This is a genomic window from Gordonia sp. CPCC 206044 (assembly GCF_048537895.1).
GTDB lineage: Bacteria > Actinomycetota > Actinomycetes > Mycobacteriales > Mycobacteriaceae > Gordonia.
Genome location: NZ_JBCLVL010000035.1, coordinates 1 through 1,309, shown reverse-complemented (window position 1 = coordinate 1,309; position 1,309 = coordinate 1). Strand labels below are relative to the sequence as shown.

Sequence of the window (1,309 nt, the reverse complement as noted above, 5' to 3'; positions counted from 1 at the left end):
GGGTTAATGGCCAAAATGTGTGTATGGCTGTCGGCGTGTCTTGGTCGGGTTAGCGTGATCGTCCTGCCCAGCCGTGTTGGAGGCCGTTGCCGTCTTCCCAGCTGAAGCTGGTGCCCATCGAGGGACCGGTCGGTTCGTCATTTGGTGTGGTTGTCGGTCGGCGTGGTGGCGGGTTGTAGTGCTCGGGTTTCACGAGGCTCCAGGGGTCGTGGGGATGAGCGGTGAGGCTGTTCAGTTTCCATTCGGCAGCGCGGCGGGCGTGTTCGGTGAGGAAGCCTCGGTGGGCGCGGAAGAGGTCTTTGAGAGCTTTGTTCGGGCCACCTTCCAGCGGTGAGGTGGTGCGCTGCAGCGGGTGATCGTCGTCGGTGAGTGCGGGGTCGATCCAGGTGAACAGGTGGTCCTCGGCGATGAGTCGACGGAACAGTCCGCGGGTCTTGCGCAGGTCGCGGTGGGTGTACCACCAGCTGCTGGTGTCGGGGACGCCCGACGGACGTTCGGTGTGTTTTCGGGCGTAGGTGCGATGCCGCATGAACTGGTCCCATTTCTGTTCCCACTCGTGGTAGGTCTGCAGCCACAGCACGGCTTGGTCGACGTTGCGAATGTTCATCAATGCTTTTGTCAGGGTGAGGATTTCACGTCCCGGTTCGAGGCGGGGCCGGAAGGTGTGGTGGCGGCGCACGGTTTGGAAGATGTGGAAGTAGCAGCGTTGGACCCGGGCGGTGGGCCAGTCGGTGGCGATCGCTGAGGCCAGCCCGCGGCCACCGTCGATGACGGCCACCGCGGGTGCGGGTTGGCGTTGCAGGATCTGTTGCCAGGCGATCTTCATTTCGTGGTCGCACCACTGCCAGTCCAGAACGTGGCGACCGTCGTAGGCGATGAGCAGACACCACGACTGGAAGTAGGTGCCATCGAGCAGCACGACCTCGGCCGGGGTTGCCGACGGTGGTGGGGGTGGGACCGCAATGTTCCAGCACCAGCCGGTGTCGCGGCGAAAGGTGCGTGCGCTCGAGGATTGTTCAGCGGGTCGGCGGCCGTGCAGGAGCCAGCCGAGGAACGCGTCGAGTTGCGCCTTACGGGTGATATCGGGGCGTGACTGGGTCTTGGACGCTCCGCAGTTCTTGCAGCGCCATCGGGTCCGACCGGCGCTGGTGGTTCCGTTCTTGACGAGCTTGGCGCCACATACACCACACGTCGGCGAATTCCGAGGACCTGACACCGAACATGCTTTCAGAGCATGTTCGGACCACCATCACCCGAGGTCAGCCCCCGGAAATCCGGGGTTCCATACACACATTTTGGCCTTTAACCC

Annotated in this window: 1 protein-coding gene; it reads right to left on the bottom strand. The window is 63.5% G+C overall.

The annotated features are described in order from the left end of the window. Positions 1-49: 49 nt before the first annotated feature. Entirely contained in the window at positions 50-1,216 is a 1,167-nt protein-coding gene (locus tag AAFP35_RS26210; protein ID WP_419224616.1) for an IS1249 family transposase, read from the bottom strand. Positions 1,217-1,309 lie beyond the last annotated feature (93 nt).